This is a genomic window from Terrisporobacter petrolearius (assembly GCF_020748185.1).
GTDB classification, from domain to species: domain Bacteria; phylum Bacillota; class Clostridia; order Peptostreptococcales; family Peptostreptococcaceae; genus Terrisporobacter; species Terrisporobacter petrolearius.
Genome location: NZ_JAHZMO010000003.1, coordinates 54,900 through 71,542, shown reverse-complemented (window position 1 = coordinate 71,542; position 16,643 = coordinate 54,900). Strand labels below are relative to the sequence as shown.

The 16,643-nt window shown below is 27.3% G+C and carries 17 protein-coding genes; 15 read left to right on the top strand and 2 right to left on the bottom strand.

Annotated features, from left to right (window positions below):
- Window positions 1-87 precede the first annotated feature (87 nt).
- Window positions 88-1,305 carry a peptidase T gene (gene pepT, locus K0040_RS02890; RefSeq protein ID WP_228107468.1) on the top strand — a complete coding sequence of 406 codons (1,218 nt, stop codon included), beginning with the start codon at window positions 88-90 and terminating at the stop codon, window positions 1,303-1,305.
- A gap of 65 nt (window positions 1,306-1,370) precedes the next feature.
- On the opposite strand, the gene K0040_RS02885 is transcribed toward pepT, so the two are convergent.
- Complete coding sequence (locus K0040_RS02885; RefSeq protein ID WP_228107467.1) at window positions 1,371-3,560, bottom strand: type IA DNA topoisomerase; 2,190 nt, start codon at window positions 3,558-3,560, stop codon at window positions 1,371-1,373.
- A 165-nt stretch (window positions 3,561-3,725) separates the two neighbouring features.
- On the opposite strand from K0040_RS02885, the gene K0040_RS02880 reads away from it, so the two are divergent.
- The 11 genes from K0040_RS02880 (at window position 3,726) to K0040_RS02835 (ending at window position 13,597) form a co-directional block, all read left to right on the top strand.
- On the top strand, window positions 3,726-4,160 hold the full coding sequence (locus tag K0040_RS02880; protein WP_018591435.1) for a dUTP diphosphatase: 435 nt from the start codon (window positions 3,726-3,728) through the stop codon (window positions 4,158-4,160).
- Between the two features lie 248 nt (window positions 4,161-4,408).
- The gene (locus K0040_RS02875) at window positions 4,409-5,686 is read left to right on the top strand and encodes a C40 family peptidase (protein WP_228107466.1); all 1,278 of its coding nucleotides are present in this window, start codon (window positions 4,409-4,411) and stop codon (window positions 5,684-5,686) included.
- Window positions 5,687-5,919: 233 nt separating this feature from the next.
- Window positions 5,920-6,108: a C40 family peptidase gene (locus K0040_RS21435; RefSeq protein ID WP_369123723.1), complete on the top strand. Its 189-nt coding sequence runs from the start codon at window positions 5,920-5,922 to the stop codon at window positions 6,106-6,108.
- Between the two features lie 5 nt (window positions 6,109-6,113).
- The gene (locus tag K0040_RS20635) at window positions 6,114-6,263 is read left to right on the top strand and encodes an NlpC/P60 family protein (RefSeq protein ID WP_265588790.1); all 150 of its coding nucleotides are present in this window, start codon (window positions 6,114-6,116) and stop codon (window positions 6,261-6,263) included.
- A gap of 126 nt (window positions 6,264-6,389) precedes the next feature.
- A complete protein-coding gene (locus K0040_RS02865) occupies window positions 6,390-8,159 on the top strand; it encodes an Eco57I restriction-modification methylase domain-containing protein (protein ID WP_228107465.1) in 1,770 nt (589 codons plus the stop codon).
- 58 nt (window positions 8,160-8,217) lie between these two features.
- Window positions 8,218-8,562 (top strand): hypothetical protein, encoded by a 345-nt coding sequence (locus K0040_RS02860; RefSeq protein ID WP_228107464.1) that lies wholly within the window; start codon window positions 8,218-8,220, stop codon window positions 8,560-8,562.
- 64 nt (window positions 8,563-8,626) lie between these two features.
- A complete protein-coding gene (locus tag K0040_RS02855; protein ID WP_228107463.1) occupies window positions 8,627-9,814 on the top strand; it encodes a patatin-like phospholipase family protein in 1,188 nt (395 codons plus the stop codon).
- A 45-nt stretch (window positions 9,815-9,859) separates the two neighbouring features.
- Window positions 9,860-10,120, top strand: coding sequence for an HPr family phosphocarrier protein (locus K0040_RS02850; protein ID WP_228107462.1), 261 nt, complete (start codon window positions 9,860-9,862; stop codon window positions 10,118-10,120).
- Window positions 10,121-10,188: 68 nt separating this feature from the next.
- Window positions 10,189-11,898 (top strand): phosphoenolpyruvate--protein phosphotransferase, encoded by a 1,710-nt coding sequence (ptsP, locus tag K0040_RS02845; RefSeq protein ID WP_228107461.1) that lies wholly within the window; start codon window positions 10,189-10,191, stop codon window positions 11,896-11,898.
- Between the two features lie 79 nt (window positions 11,899-11,977).
- Entirely contained in the window at window positions 11,978-12,844 is an 867-nt protein-coding gene (locus K0040_RS02840; protein WP_228107460.1) for an aldose 1-epimerase family protein, read from the top strand.
- Window positions 12,845-12,919: 75 nt separating this feature from the next.
- Window positions 12,920-13,597: a ferredoxin-like domain-containing protein gene (locus K0040_RS02835; protein ID WP_228107459.1), complete on the top strand. Its 678-nt coding sequence runs from the start codon at window positions 12,920-12,922 to the stop codon at window positions 13,595-13,597.
- A gap of 53 nt (window positions 13,598-13,650) precedes the next feature.
- On the opposite strand, the gene srtB is transcribed toward K0040_RS02835, so the two are convergent.
- Window positions 13,651-14,346 carry a class B sortase gene (srtB, locus tag K0040_RS02830; protein WP_228107458.1) on the bottom strand — a complete coding sequence of 232 codons (696 nt, stop codon included), beginning with the start codon at window positions 14,344-14,346 and terminating at the stop codon, window positions 13,651-13,653.
- Between the two features lie 153 nt (window positions 14,347-14,499).
- Between srtB and K0040_RS02825 the strand changes: the two genes are divergently transcribed.
- From K0040_RS02825 to K0040_RS02815, 3 genes are all read left to right on the top strand, one after another.
- Entirely contained in the window at window positions 14,500-15,168 is a 669-nt protein-coding gene (locus K0040_RS02825; protein WP_228107457.1) for a CPBP family intramembrane glutamic endopeptidase, read from the top strand.
- Window positions 15,169-15,254: 86 nt separating this feature from the next.
- Complete coding sequence (locus tag K0040_RS02820) at window positions 15,255-15,884, top strand: tetratricopeptide repeat protein (protein ID WP_228107456.1); 630 nt, start codon at window positions 15,255-15,257, stop codon at window positions 15,882-15,884.
- A gap of 98 nt (window positions 15,885-15,982) precedes the next feature.
- Window positions 15,983-16,627, top strand: a complete 645-nt coding sequence (locus tag K0040_RS02815) for an HAD family hydrolase (RefSeq protein ID WP_228107455.1) — start codon at window positions 15,983-15,985, stop codon at window positions 16,625-16,627.
- Window positions 16,628-16,643: the final 16 nt, after the last annotated feature.

Below are 16,643 nucleotides of genomic sequence, written 5' to 3'. Positions count from 1 at the left end.
AAATATTACAACTGGGTTCTGAGCTGTTACAGAACCCAGTTTTTTATTAAATTAAAATAAATTTTTAAATAGAAGGAGATTAAAACTATGAGAGCTTATGAAAGAATGTTAAATTATGTAAAATTATGGACTACTAGTGATGGTAGTAGCGAAACTGTACCTTCTACTTCTCGTCAATTTGATTTAGCTAAATTGTTAGTAGAAGAGATGAAAGAACTAGGAATAGAAGATGCTCATGTAGATGATAAATGTTATGTTTATGGAACTTTACCTGCAACAAAAGGATATGAAGATAAATCTAAATTAGGATTTATAGCTCACTTAGATACTTCACAAGATATAAGTGGACAAAATGTAAACCCACAAATCATAGAAAATTATGATGGAGAAGATATAGTTTTAGGAGAGAGTGGAAGAGTTATAAAAGTTTCAGATTTTCCACATTTAAAAAACTTTAAAGGAAGAACTTTAATAACTACAGATGGGACTACTTTACTTGGGGCAGATGATAAAGCAGGTATAGCAGAAATAATGACTGCAATAGAAATAATACAAAAAGAGAATATACCTCACGGAAAGATATGTATAGGATTTAATCCCGATGAAGAAATAGGTACAGGAGCCCATAATTTTGATGTTGAGAAATTTGGAGCTGATTTTGCATACACTTTAGATGGATGGTTAGAAGGACAAATAGAATATGAAAACTTTAATGCATCAGGAGCAACATTTGAAATAAAAGGTATAAATGTTCATCCAGGTAGTGCAAAAGATATAATGGTAAACTCTCAACTATTAGCTATGGAGATAAATTCAATGTTACCAAATGAAACTCCAGCAACTACTGAAGGATATGAAGGATTTTATCATTTAATGGAAACTACAGGTTCAGTTGAATATTCTAAATTAGTTTACATAGTTAGAGACCATGATGCAGATAAATTTGCTGCAAGAAATGAATTCTTACAAAATATAGAAAAAACTATGAATGAAAAATATGGTGAAGGTGTGGTAACTCTTACTATAAAACAACAATACAGAAATATGAAAGAAAAAATAGAACCATGCATGCATTTAATAGATAATGCTAAAAAAGCTATAAAAGCAGTAGGTTTAGAACCAATGGTAGATGCTATACGTGGAGGAACTGACGGAGCTCAATTAAGCTTCAAAGGGTTACCTTGTCCAAATATAGGAACTGGTGGAGCAGCTTATCATGGTGCTTGCGAACATATAAGTGTTGAAGGTATGGATAAAGTTGTTGATATAGCTATTGAATTAGTTAAAATATATGCCCAAATGTAATTATTTTTAAATAGTTAATTAGAAAAATGGAGGAATAAATATTAAAATTTATTCCTCCATTTTTATTATGAATTTTTTTTTATTAACCAGCCATAATATCCTTTATCATTTTTTTCATATTTTAGTATGGCATCAAACTTATTGCCATCCTTACCAGTCATAGATTTTACTTTAGCCTCACCTTTTTTTAGTAAGCTTTTAACCATAGTTTTTGTTGGCCTTTTTTTAAATAATTGTAAATATTTATCATCCTTGAAAATACCGTATTTACAATTATTATAATTTGTACAAAAGAATCCTTTTTCGCTTTCCATAACATCACCATCGCAAACAGGACATTTTCCTAGAGAAGTATTTTCACTGGATTTAGATGTCTTAGTATCACTTTTTGCAGATTTTTTAGAGGATGAAAGCTTTTTATCACTTACAAACTTTTTAGTTTTTGCATTATAAGTGAAACTTTCTGTAGAGATTTTTTTTGGTCTATCGTATTTAATAAGATTTACATTATTCCAAATAAAGCTCATTATATTATTTAAATATTCTTTTCTAGTAAACTGACCTTTTTGTATATCACTTAAGCTTTTTTCTAGTTTACCAGTATAATCCACGTCAAATAATTCCTTAACAGGGAATATTTCTACTAGATTTTGACCTAAATCAGTTATAAAATAAGATTTTCCTTTTTTACCTACGTATCCAACTTGACCGATTTTTTTTAGTACATCAGCACGAGTGGCAGAGGTTCCTATGGAATAACCAGATAATACAGCAGTGTCTTCGTCAGATACATTTTTACCACAGTTTTTCATAGCTTTAAGTAAAGTATCCTCAGTATATGGTTTAGGAGGAGTAGTTTGTTTACTTATAGGTTTTACTTCAATAACCTTTACTACTTCATTTTTATCCATCATAGGAAGTAAGTCGTCTTTTTCTTCCTTATTGTATACTTCTAAATAACCTTTAACTTTTAACACCTTTCCTTTAGTAAGGAAGATGTTTTTATCTACATCAGTTTTAATTTCTGTATTTTCATATTCTGCAGGTGGCATAAAGTTAGCGATAAATCTATCTTTGATAGCATTGTAAACAATAGCTTCATCAGGTGTTAGATTTGTAGGAATTATGTAAGTAGGTGTGATGGCACTATGGCTATCAACTTTTGAAGAGTCAAAAACTCTTTTTGTTTTTGTAAATTTAATTTTACATTCGTAAGGAAGACCCTTTTTTAATTTTTCTAAAGTTTGAGCAGTTTTATCCACTAAACTTTCTTCCAAATAAATAGAATCTGTTCTTGGATAAGTAATATATCCACCTTTTCCTTTACCTTCATATAAAGACTGACAAACGCTAAGAACTTTATCTGATGTAAAGTTACTATACTTAGAAGTTATAAAACCTTGAAGTGAAGTCAGAGAAAATAATTTAGGAGCATATTCTTTAGAAGTAGTAACTTTTTTATCTGTTATAATACCTTCTTTAGAAGTGATACTATCTATTATTGTCTTAGCTTCTTCAGGTGTATCAAATTTACTATTTTTATTTTTAACTAATTTACCTTTATATTCACCGTTTTTACATCTAAAATGTCCTTCTATTTCATAATAAGCTTTTGGAACGAAGTTTCTAATTTCCATGTCTCTATCGTAAACTAGTTTTACAGTAGGAAGTATAACACGTCCTATGTTTAGTAATTTACCATTTCCATATTTAAGAGTGGCTATAGAAGTGAAGTTTATACCTATTAGCCAGTCTGTGATTAGCCTTGTATAGCCAGCAGCTTGTAAATTTCTCATTTCTTCATCGTCTTTAAGATTTTGAAGACCTTTTGTAATATCTTGAGGAGTCCACTCATTAACTAATATTCTTTTTACAGGCTTCTTATTTTTTGCCATAAGAAAAATTAAAAAAGATATTAGTTCACCTTCTCTATCATTATCAGTTGCGTTTATTATATATTCAACATCATTTCTGTTTAACAAGGTTTTAATTACATTAAATTGATCTTTTTTAGAAGCTTCAACTTTAAATTTAAATCTATCTTGAGGAATAAATGGAAAACTATCCATTTTCCATGATCCAGAATACCTATCTTTATCGTAATCTTTCATATCATATAGAGATACTAAATGTCCAACTGCATAAGTGACAATATATTCATTTCCTTCAAAATATCCATTGTGTCTAGTTTTTGCACCTAAAAAGGATGCAATAGTTTTAGCAACAGATGGTTTTTCTGCTAAAATAAGTTTCATTTCATACCTCCTTTTGAACATTACAATATTACCACATATATTGGAACTACTCAAGTATTTGCAAATTAAATTCTTATACACTTACATAATATTAGATATTGTAGTAAAATATAAAAGTGCTTTAAAGTAAGATGAAAAATAACAAGTCTAAAAGGAGATAACAAGATGAAAAATATAAAAATTCAATATCTTAATGATGAAATAAAAAGATTAGAATACATAGATGGAAAGTCTGATTGGATAGATTTAAGAGCTGCTGAAAAAGTAGAATTAAAAGCAGGAGAATTTAAATTAATACATCTAGGAGTAGCTATGGAGTTACCTAAAGGTTATGAAGCTCATATAGTGCCGAGAAGCAGTACTTTTAAAAACTTTGGAATAATTCAAACTAATCATTGTGGAATCGTAGATAACACATATTGTGGATCTAATGATTGGTGGTTTATGCCAGCATTTGCTCTTAGAGATACAGTAATAGAAATAAATGATAGAATATGCCAATTTAGGATACAAGAAAATCAACCAAAGATAGTTTTTGATGAAGTTGAAAAGCTTCAAGCAGAAGACAGAGGTGGAATTGGAAGTACAGGGAAACAATAATATATTTACATAATAATAGGTTAACTAAATTATAGTTAGCCTATTATTATGCCCCAAAATTAGTTAATTACTCATGTAAATAATGTAAAAATATTTAAACTTATGGACAAAACCTTACGTTTTTGTAATAATACTAATTATAATATTTAAAATTATTAAGAAAGTAATCTTTAAAAATTGACAATATAGAAATGGCACTGTGAGAGGAGTTGAGTAAATTATAACTATATAAAGGTTATAATATATTTATGAGTATTGATAAAAAATATGTTTTAACAGGATTAGTGGCATCATCAATTATGTTACATACAGGAATGACTACAGCATTTGCGGATACTGAGTATGGAGTTATAACAGCAGATGCAGTAAACTTTAGAAGTGGACCATCAACAAGTTATTCATCAATTGGAAAGTTTAATAAAGGTGATAAAGTAGAATATTTAGGTGAAAGCGGTTCATGGATAAAAGTTAAATATTCTAATAAAACAGGGTATGTTTATGGGGAATACGTTGAAAAATATTCGTCTAGTATAACAAAGTATGTAAATACTACATCATTAAACTTTAGAAGTGGACCATCAACAAGTTACTCAATAATAGGAAAACTATCAAGTGGAACTAAAGTAGAAGTAATATCAACATCAAATGGATGGTCAAAAATAAAATATGATGGCAAAACAGGATATGTATCAAGTAAATATTTGAGTATTAGTGCTCCTGAATCAAGTAATACAACAACAAAATATGTAAATACTACATCATTAAACTTTAGAAGTGGACCATCAACAAGTTATTCAGTAATAGGAAAACTATCAAGTGGAACTAAGGTAGAAGTATTATCAACATCAAATGGATGGTCAAAAATAAAATATGATGGCAAAACAGGATATGTATCAAGTGAATATTTAAGTAGCAGTGCTCCTGAATCAAGCAATACGACAACAAAATATGTAAATACTTCAACATTAAATGTTAGAAGTGGGCCATCAACAAGTTATTCAGTAATAGGAACATTATCAAGTGGGACTAAGATAGGAGTAATATCAACATCAAATGGATGGTCAAAAATAAAATATAATAATAAAACAGGATATGTATCAAGTGAGTATTTAAGCAGTAATGCTCCTGATGATTCTAATTCAACATCTTCATCAGTAAGTAAAGTTATATCAATAGCTAAAACTTTACTTGGAAAGTCTTATGTATGGGGAGCGCAAGGACCTAGTAGCTTTGATTGTTCAGGGTTTACTTACTATGTATTAAAAAATGCAACAAATATAAGCTTACCAAGAGTTTCAAAAGATCAAAGTAAATATGGAACTTATGTAAGTAAAAGTAATTTAAAAGCTGGAGACTTAATATTTTTTGATACAAGTGGGCCAAATAATGGCAACGTTAGCCATGTTGGAATATATTTAGGAAATAATGAATTTATACATGCATCATCAAGTAAAGGAAAAGTTGTAATTTCTCAAATGAGTTCTTATTATAACGCAGCATTTGTAAATGCTAGAAGAGTATTATAAAAAACACCTCTATTTTTAGAGGTGTTTTTTGCTTTAATGAATTTTTTATTATATTTAAACAAACACAAATTATTATAAGAAGTCATATCAACATCAGATGGATGGTCAAAAATAAAATACAATGGAAAAGAAGAGTATGTGCCAAGTAATTATTTAAGCAATAAAATATCAGATATTAATGAAATAACGATTTCAGTAAATGCAGAGAAGATAATTGAATATGCTAAACTTTAATTGGTAAAAAGTATGTTTGGGCAGATGAAGGGCCAGAGACTTTTGATTGTTCTGGATTCATTTGGTATGTATATAAAAACATAGCAAAAATATACTTACCACGTTCATCAAAAGAGCAGGTAGCGTATGGAAAATATATTAACAAAAAAGATTTACAAGTAGGAGATTTAGTGTCTTTGATACTGTAGGAGCTATGGATGATGTAATTTCTCATGCAGAAATTTATGTAGGAAATAATCAATTTATACATGCATTTTCCAGCCAGGGTAAAGTAGTAATTTCTCAATTGGATAGTGATTATTACTCAAAAGCTTTCGTTAATGAAGGAAGAGTATTAAAATAATTAAGGCCGCCTCTTTAAAGAGGCGGTTTTAAAATTATTAAGACTTTATAATTTACATATTTATACAAAAAATAAGTATGCTATAATTTCAACATAGGGGATAAAAATTGTAAGGGGGGGATACAAATGGATAACTATGAATTGGCAAAGTCATATGAAGAAAGTTTATCTTTATATGACAAAAAAGTGAAGGGTATTTATTATACACCTAAAATAATTGTTAGCTATATATTACAAGAAGTATTTAAAAATCATAATATAATTAAAAATCCAGAGCCTAAGATTTTAGATTTATCTTGTGGATGTGGGAACTTTTTAATAGAAGCATATAATATGATATATAAATTAATAAAAAATAACATAGATGAAATAAATGAAGCGCATGGTAAAAACTATATCAATAATATAAGTGATCATATTATAAATAAATGTATTTATGGAGTAGATATAGATAAAGATGCTATAAATATTTTAAAAAAAACCTTAAATAAAAAAAAATTATATAATCACAATGAAGAAAATCAGTCAACGATAGATAATATAAGTTGTGAAGATGCTCTAAAAAAAAATTATAATATGAAATTTGATTATATTATAGGAAACCCACCGTATATAGGACATAAGAGGCTAGATAAAGAATACAAAAAATTTTTATTAAGGGAATATAAAGACGTTTATAAAGATAAAGCTGATATGTATTTTTGTTTTTATAAAAAAGCTTTAGATTTAATAAGTGATGAAGGTAAAATAGGAATTATTACACCGAGATACTTTTTAGAAAGTCCATCTGGCAAACTTCTTAGAGATTACCTTAGGAGTAATTGTGACATAAAAAAAATTATAGATTTAAAGAATGTTAATATATTTAAAAATTTAGGGATAGCGCCTCTTATAGCAATTTTGGAGAAAAAAACTAACTATAATATATTAGCTGTATATAAAATAAAAGATAATACAAATATTGAAAATATGAAAGACTTAAAAATATTATTAAATAGTGAAAAATGTGAAAAAATAAGTATTAATCAAGTAGATTTAAGGAATAATTGGATAATACTTAATTATGAAGATAAAATGCTTTATGAAAGAATAGTTCAAAAAAGTAAATATAATTTAGAAGATATTTGTATAAGTTTTCAAGGTATAATTACTGGTTGTGATAAGGCCTTTATATTAAAGATTGAAGATGAAAGAATAAAACATATTGACGAAAAGTTCTTAAAGTCATGGATAAAAAATAGAAATGTAAATCAATATATAATAGAAGAAAGTAATCAAAAGTTAATTTATACAAATGATATTAGGGAAATTCAAGACTATCCTTATATAGAAGAAAATTGTTTGAAACCCTATAGGGGAAAATTGGAGGATAGAAGGGAATGTATTAAGAAAGTTAGAAAATGGTATGAACTTCAATGGGGAAGGGAAAAAAGTTTATTTGAAAGAAAAAAAATCATGTATCCATACAAGAGCTCTAACAACAAGTTTGCCATAGATTATAATGATAATTTTAGTAGTGCAGACGTATATTCATTTTATATTAAAGAAGAATATAAAAACGTATTTTCTTATGAATATATAGTGGGAATATTAAACAGTGAAATCTATGATAGATATTTTAAAATGATAGCAAAAGGTATGGGGAACAAAATATATGATTATTATCCAAATAAAGTAATGAAATTAAAAATATTTAAAGATGATAATTATAGCAAAATAGAGGCTCTTAGTAAAAAAATAATTTCAATAAAAAAAGAAATTGAATTAATTAAAAGAAATACAAAGTTGCAAGGTAAAAAAAATACCATTAATAAGGAAATTAATTACCTTGAAAATGAAAGCCATTTCCTGCAAAATAAAGTTAATGAATTAATTAATAAATCACTTAACTTATAGCAAGTTTACTCTAAATAATTCATATAATAAAATAATGAATTATTTGGGGGTGAGATAAGTGATAAATATGAATATAAATGAAGAAGAAAAGAAAGTTTATATTGATGTAAGTGGTTTTATAAGTAAAAGAGAATCAAATGATTTTTTAAATACTTATAAGCAAACTATGAAAAATAAAAAATCATCATCGTATAAACTAGTAGTTTCTCCATCTTTTTTCGAATGTGAGAATGAAGATGATATCAGGACAGTATGTATGGCTTTCTTAAAAACAGGATATAAGAAAATTTATCTTGTTGATGAAGCAAATTATATAATGAGCAACTTATCACTAAAACCGATTGAAAAGAAATTATTTTTAAAGTCAGTAAAGATTGTAAGCACTAAAGGGGCTATAAAATAACATGTAAAAAATATGGAGAATGTATTACATTATATATATTCTCCATGAAAAGTTAGGTGATAAAATGAAAAAAGGTCTTGTATTAGAAGGTGGGGGAACAAAAGGCGCTTATCAAATAGGAGCTTATAGAGCCTTAACAGATTTAGGAATACAATTTACTGGTATAGCAGGAACTTCCATAGGAGCATTAAATGGAGCACTTATTGTTCAGGGAGATTTTGATGCTATGGAAGATATTTGGGTGAATTATGATTATAAAAGCTTTATGAATATAGATGAAGATACATATGAAAGATATAAAAATCTTGAAATGAAGGTAAAAAGCTTTCATGATGTAGTCGAACTAATGAATAAAGCTAGAAAAAATCAGGGAATAGATATAAGCCCGCTTAGAAAATTACTAGAAGAAAAAATTGATGAAGTGAAAATAAGAAAATCTAAAATTGATTTTGGTATAACAACAGCATATTGGGATGGAAAGATATTTCCAAAACTTCTATATACAGAAGATATACCAGAAGGAAGATTGATAGATTACTTAATAGCCAGTTCGTCACTACCAATATTCCAGTTGGACAAGCTAGATGATAAACTTTATCTAGATGGAATGTTTTCAGACAATATACCAATTAATATGTTGGCACAAAAAGGATATGATGATATAGTAGTAATTAGATTAGTGGACGATTTCCTTGGTAAAATGATAATAAACAGATATCAAGATTTGAACTTAAAAGTTATAGTACCATCTCAAAATTTGGGAGGGTCACTTAATAAAGATAAGGATCATATTGAATCAAATATAAAGCTTGGATATCTCGATACTATGAAAGCTTATAAAAGATATGATGGCGTTAATTATTTCTTCAATCTTGACTGTAAATATAATGAGGATTATTGTTTTAATAAAATATGTGATTTGAGTAAGGATACTATAAATGATTTATGCTATTTATTAAATATAAAAAAGGATATAAATCGTAGAACACTAATGGAAAGTGTTATACCTAAAATCATAGAAGTTTTAGATATTGACAAAAACTCTTCTTACAAAGATATTTTTTACAGTATATATGAAAGAAAGCTTGAGGAAAATAATATAAATAGGGTTGAACTTTATGATTTTAATAAAGTCATCCAAATTTGTAATAAACAAATGAATGATGACAAGTTACTTGTTACTCACTCAAATAGTAAATTAGCGAAAATAATCACTAATTTGATTATTTATGATTTTAATAAACAAAAATAAGCTAATTATTTAATTAAATTTTTTAATTTGCCTGGAGGTTGTAAAATGGAAAAGACAGTAGTAATCAAAAACGAAACAGGTTTACATGCAAGACCAGCTGGTATGTTTGTAAAAAAAGCATCAGAATTCACTTCAACAGTTGAAGTAAAATGCAAAGGTAAAGTAGTAAACGCTAAATCAATAATGGGAATAATGAGTTTAGGACTTGGAAAAGGTGAAGAAGTAACTATATGTGCAGCTGGTGCAGATGAAGAAGCAGCAGTTAATGCATTAGTTGAATTAGTAGAATCTGGATTTGGCGAATAATCCAATATAAACCTGGGTATAAATTGCCCAGGTTTTAATGTAATAATATCTTTAGGAGGAACAGCAACATGTTAAAGGGTATAGGAGCATCTCCAGGTATTGTTTTGGGGAAGGCATTAGTAGTTGAAGATACGCAGTTAGTAATAGAAAGAAAAACAATAACTGATTGTGAAGCAGAGGTAGGGAAATTAAGAACTGCTGTTGAAGTTTCAAAAGAAGAACTAACAAAAGTAAAGGAAAAGGCTTTATCAGAATTTGGTGAGCATGAGGCTGAAATATTTGAAGCACATTTATTAGTGTTAGAAGATCCAGAATTAGTTGAATCTGCTGTTAGTAAAATAAATGATGAAAAAGTTAATGCAGACTTTGCATTAAATGAAATAAAAGAAATGTTCATAGGTATGTTTGAATCTATGGACAATGAATATATGAGAGAAAGAGCTGCTGATATAAAGGATGTAACAAATAGAGTTCTTAGACATATATTAGGTGTAAAAGTTGTAGACTTAGCTGACTTAGCTGATGAAGTAGTATTAGTTGCTCATGATTTAACACCATCTGATACAGCAACAATGGATAAGAAAAAAGTTTTAGGATTCTTAACAGATATAGGCGGAAGAACTTCTCATACTGCTATAATGTCTAGAACTTTAGAAATAGCAGCTATAGTTGGTTTAAGTCACGCTACTAAAGAAATAAAAGATGGTGATTTTGTAGCATTTAATGGAGACACTGGTGAAGTAATAATAAATCCAGATGAAGAAACTATAGCTAAATATACAAAATTAAAAACTGATTTCGAAGAATATAAAAAAGCATTAGACTTATTAAAAGGTAAGGCTTCAATAACTACTGATGGAAGACATGTGGAACTTGCTGGTAACATAGGCACTCCAGGTGACGTAGAAGGTCTTATAAAAAATGATGCTGAAGGTGTAGGACTTTATAGAACAGAATTCTTATATATGGACAGAAGTGATTTCCCAAGTGAAGAAGAGCAATACAATGCTTACAAAGCAGTACTTGAAGGAATGGCAGGAAAACCAATAGTTATAAGAACATTAGATATAGGTGGAGATAAGAAATTAGACTACCTTCCAATGGACGAAGAAATGAATCCATTTTTAGGATATAGAGCCATAAGACTTTGTCTAGATAGAAAAGAAATATTTGTAACTCAACTTAGAGCTTTATATAGAGCAAGTGTGCATGGAAAATTAAGAATAATGTTCCCAATGATATCATCATTAGAAGAACTATTACAAGCTAAAGAAGTTTGTGAAGAAGTTAAAGCACAGTTAAAAACTGAAGGAATAGCTTATTCTGAAGAAGTAGAAGTTGGTATGATGATAGAAGTTCCATCTGCTGCAGTAATATCAGATGTACTTGCTAAGCATGTTGATTTCTTCTCAATAGGAACTAATGACTTAATACAATATACTTGTGCTGTTGATAGAATGAACCAAAAAATAAGTTACTTGTACAATCAATTTAATCCGGCTGTACTTAGACTTATAAAAATGGTTATAGATAATGCACACAAAGAAGGCAAATGGGCTGGAATGTGTGGAGAGTCTGCAGGAGATCAATTAATGATACCAATATTACTTGGATTTGGGTTAGATGAATTTTCAATGAGTCCAATATCAATATTACCTGCTAGAAAATTAATAAATTCATTAAGCTTTGAAGACATGAAAAAGTTCTCAGAGGAAGTATTATCTCTTGGAACTGCAGAAGAAATAAAAGCATATGTAGAAAAAACTTTTAGTAAATAACTAACTTAAATAATAGAAAAAAGCTATCTTGTATAAGATAGCTTTTTACATATTGGAAAATTATAAATTTGGAGGATATATGCAGATTTTAGAAAATAATAATTTAATAATAGAAACTAAAAGTAGTGGAGCAGAATTAACGAGGATATATTCTAAGAAATATAAGAAAGAAATTCTATGGAATGGAGATAAAAAATATTGGAGGAGACAGTCTCCAATACTATTTCCTATTGTAGGTAAATTAAAGGAGGATAAAACTTTAATAGAAGGTGAAATATATAATATAAATCAACATGGATTTGCTAGAGATATGGATTTTGATTTAATCAATAATGATGAAAATACTATAACCTACAAGTTAACATCTAATGAAAAAACAATAAAAATATACCCATATAATTTTAATCTCTTCATCTCATATACAATAGTAGAGGAAAAAGTTAAGATTACTTGGAATGTACAAAATATTGATTCAAAAGATATATATTTTTCTATAGGAGGACATCCAGCATTTAATATTTCCTCACCAGAAAACTTAAGGGAGTACTATATTGAATTTAAGTGCAGAAAAAATGTACAAAAAATTAATTTAGAAGGTCCTTATTATAGCGAAATAGATGAAATTAACTCTTTATCTAAACTGAAATTAAACCCTGGTTTATTTGAAAATGATGCAATAATTTATACTAATATAGATGAAATTTCATTAAAGTCTACAAAAGAAGAATTCTATATTAATGTGAACTTTGAAGGTTTCCCATTAGTTGGAATATGGACGCCATATTATAAAGGTAAAAATAGTACAGCACCATTTATTTCAATAGAACCTTGGTATGGAATAGCAGATGGTATTGATTCTAACGATATATATAAAAATAAAAAATATATTAATAAGTTAAATATTGGAGATAGTTTTGAAGTAAGTTATTATATTGAAGTTAAATAAAAAGTAGATAAAATAAATTATATTGTTGTATACTAAAAATATTAATTAACTTAAACAAAGGAGAGATATATGTAAATGAGTGTATATGGAAATTTGCAAAAGATAAAAGATGGAAAACGAACTTATGCCATAACACCACATATTCCAGGTGGATTTATTCTTCCAGATAATTTAATAAAAATAGGAGAAGTGGCTAAAAAATACAAAGGTGTTTTAAAAATAACTTCTGGCCAAAGAATTTTAATTACAAATTTAAAACAAGAAGATTTACCTGAAATATGGGAAGAATTAGGAATGGAGCCAGCTGTAAAAGTACAAAATTCACTTAAAAATGTGGAAATGTGTCCAGCAAACTATTGTAAGCGTTCAAAATATCCAACTATTGGAATAGGTATGAAAATTAGCAAGAAATTTCATGGAATGGAACTTCCGTGCAGAACGAAAATAGGTGTAGCAGGATGCAAAAACGCATGTACAAGTGTATACTCTAAAGATATAGGAGTAATTGCTGATTTAGATAGTACTTTTTTTATTACCGTTGGTGGTAGTGCAGGGTATTATCCAAGAAGTGCAGATATACTTACTAAAGGATTGTTAGAAAAGGATGCCTTCAATTTAGTAAAAACTATACTTTTTTACTATAAAGACACAGCAAAACCAGGTGAAAAATTAGGAGATTTCATAGATAGAATAAGCCTAGATACTTTTAGAGAAGAAGTTCTTAATATAGCTAATTTAGAACTTAAATTATAATATTACTATAATTAAAGAGTTATAGCATTTTTTATAACTCTTTAATTATAGAATTACTTTTTTACACCAAAAATAGCTATTCTAGCATTGTCATACTCATAACTACATGTTGATAAAGTTAATATTTGATCTTTTGAAGTCACAATATTCCTGCTATACATAGACTTACTTAAGATCTTACTTATAAAATTATTAAAATCTTCTTTATTATTAAAATTCACTTTATTATATCCAAAATCAGCATCATATACGCCTATAGCAAATATTTCATAGATATATGTAGTATTGTCTGTTTTAAGAGTGATTATTTTATTATTTTTAAAAAAATCTTCATCTTTAAATTTCTCCATTTGACCAAACATAGTTGAATTTTTCATATGATGGCCATAAATAACAGAGTTAGAATCTTTTTCAAGAGTATTTCTATAGTCTAAAAATATAGATCCTGCAGGTAAGTAATTTTTATTAAAATCATGGTTTAGATAAAAATCATTGTCACTTCCTTGGACAACAGGATAATCAATATTTGTACCCTCCACACTAATCCAAAGTTTATAATCTGAATTTATGTATGATAAATTCTTTTTAACTTCAATCATATCTTTTGAATTCTCTTTTGCATTTCTAAGTTGAGAATAAACATCATCAGCTTTTTTATAATCTTTTAAAGTAGTATAAATCTTATAACCCGATATATAAATTACTACTATACATATGAATGTTAATATATTAAGAAATAATTTTTTCATCAAATCTATCCTCCTTTAATATATAATTTTATACATTGTTTTACTAAAAATAAACACAATTTAATTAAAACATAAGAATATATGTAATTATTATTTAAAACAATAATAAACTTAAAGTGAGTGATTATTTATATTAATGCAAAGGAGTACAAAATGAATAATAGTAGTGAGTTAAATAATAATGAAAATTCTTACAAAATGATAAAGATTGTAGCTTTACTAATTGTATTACAGGTAAGTAGAATAGCACTAAAGCAAAGTGCATTTTTATTTTTATCTTATAACAAATTTAATGATGTATTAATATCTATGATTATAATGTTTTTACTTACGTTATTTGTAATATATAAATCTAAAAAAGAAAAAGTTCCTTTAGATATTTTTTCTTATATGAAAAATAAAGAATCAAAAATTTATTATGTTATTGTTACTGGGGCTGTATTACTTTTAATTTTTACATCTCCTTCTTTTTTGACAAAAACATCAATAGAAAGTATTATACCCTTATTTTATACTGCTATAATGACACCTATATATGAAGAACTTCTATTTAAATCTTACATATGGAATGTTTTGAAACAAGAAAATGAGGATGAAGTAAAAGTCTATTTTTTGACTACAGTTCTATTCTCTATTTATCATATTGGTTATATAGATACAATTATTATGACAAGTGGATTTAATCATATGGCATTAATGATTATAATTAAATGCTCACTAATGTTAAGCTATGGATTCTTTATAGGATTTTTTAGATATAGAATAAAAAACACATACTCTTGTATATTAGTCCATAGTTTTATAAATATATTTAGTAGATAAAAATATTTGTAATCTATGGATTGTAATTAGTAATTAAGTACTATAATTAAAATAAGAAAATTAGTTGCTACGCAGGGGAGGTCAAGATGAAAAATATTTTTAGAGAGCTTAATGTAAAAGAAGATTTTTGTGAAGAGGAAGTCAAGGAATCTTATTTCAATTTGATGAAAAAATATTATGATGAATTAAGTATAGATGATTCAGTTTTATTCCTTGCACAAAGAAGAATAGATAGATTAGACAAAGCTTTTGAAATGATTTCAGCCATAAAAGATTTTGATTATTTAGAAGATAAGTATGATGTTTTATATACTATGTGTGAAGAATATAAAAAGAAAAAAAATTACAAAAAGGCTTTATTAATATCAAATGAGCTTATTGATTTTATACCGATATTTCCAGATAATTACTTATTAAAAGCTGATATATTAGCAGAAATGAATGAACATGAGAAAGCAATAAAATATTTTGAAATAGCCGAAGATATGGAAGAGGAAATTAAGGAGGATCAATATATACAATATCTTAAGTCGCAAAGTCAGATAGAAGCTAAAAAGTACGAGGATGCAATTGGGACTTTAAAGAAAATTACAAAATTATATGGAGATAATCCATTTTTCTTTTTTGATATTGCATATTGCTATGAAGAATTAGGAGATGAAAAGATGTATAAATATTATTGTGCCAAGAGGGATAACTATTGGAAGGAGCATTAAAATCATTAAGAGGGTATAAGCCCTCTTTAATTATGTTAAGAAATAAATTTGAATTTATGATATTATTAATAATAAATGACAAATTTAGGGGGACAAATATGAAATATAAATTATGCTTATTTGACTTTGATTACACTTTAGCAGATACAACCAAGCCCATAGTAGAATGCTTTAGGCATACTTTTGAAACAATGAATATAGATGGCTTTGATAGAGAAAAAGCTATTAAAACCATAGGTATGACATTGGATAATGCCTTTCCACAACTTACAGGAATAAAGGATGAAGAAAAGGTTCAAGAACTTGTATCAATTTATAGAGTTAAATCAGATGAGATTACAATTCAAAATACTGTTTTATTTGAAGATACTGTTGAAACCCTACAAACCCTTAAGAAAAATGGAATAAAGGTGGGAATAGTATCTAGTAGAATGGGAGCCAGAATAGATAAAATATTAGAACACTTAAATTGTAGAAAATATGTTGATTATATAATAGGTTATGAAAATGTAACAACTCATAAACCAAATCCAGAAGGATTAATGAAAGCATTAGATTACTTTAATTGTAAAAGAGAAGATGTGTTATATGTTGGAGATAGTTATATAGATGCTAAGGCAGCAGAAAATGGACAAATAGATTTTGTTGGAGTTACTACTGGAACTACATCACAAAATGACTTTAAAGAATATAATAATATTAAGATAGTAAATAATTTATCATCTATACTAGATGTTATATAGAAGATATTATTTATTA